Source organism: Rahnella sp. PAMC25617, assembly GCF_050606005.1.
Lineage (GTDB): Bacteria > Pseudomonadota > Gammaproteobacteria > Enterobacterales > Enterobacteriaceae > Rahnella > Rahnella variigena.
In genome coordinates this window covers 1-299 of record NZ_JBOCUM010000113.1, presented here as the reverse complement: position 1 = coordinate 299, position 299 = coordinate 1, and the positions used below count along the sequence as shown (strand labels likewise).

1 protein-coding gene is annotated in these 299 nt (G+C 46.8%); it reads right to left on the bottom strand.

Annotated elements, in window-relative coordinates; translation table 11 throughout:
* On the bottom strand, positions 1 to 299 hold a 299-nt coding region (locus ACM615_RS23995; protein WP_431012644.1), incomplete at both ends, for an SDR family oxidoreductase.

The following is a 299-nucleotide window of genomic DNA, read 5'->3' as shown; positions in this document are numbered from 1 at the left end:
CTTGTCCAGCCGCTCCAAGAAAGGACACTAGGGATGAACAAAGTAAAAAGAAGTCGAGCGTTTCATCCTTGAGTGTTTCATCCAGCACATAGGTCCCGTTGATTTTTGCCTGACACATGCGAATTTCATCGTCTGCTGTTCTTGCTTGGATGATCTTCCCATCTGCCTCTCCTGCCGCATGGATGACACCATGTAAATCACCAAATGATGTATGAGCCAGCTGGATCGCTTTCTGCACGGCGTCTTTATCTGACACATCACCGTGTACAGTTAGTACATCAGCTCCTAACTCTTCAAGA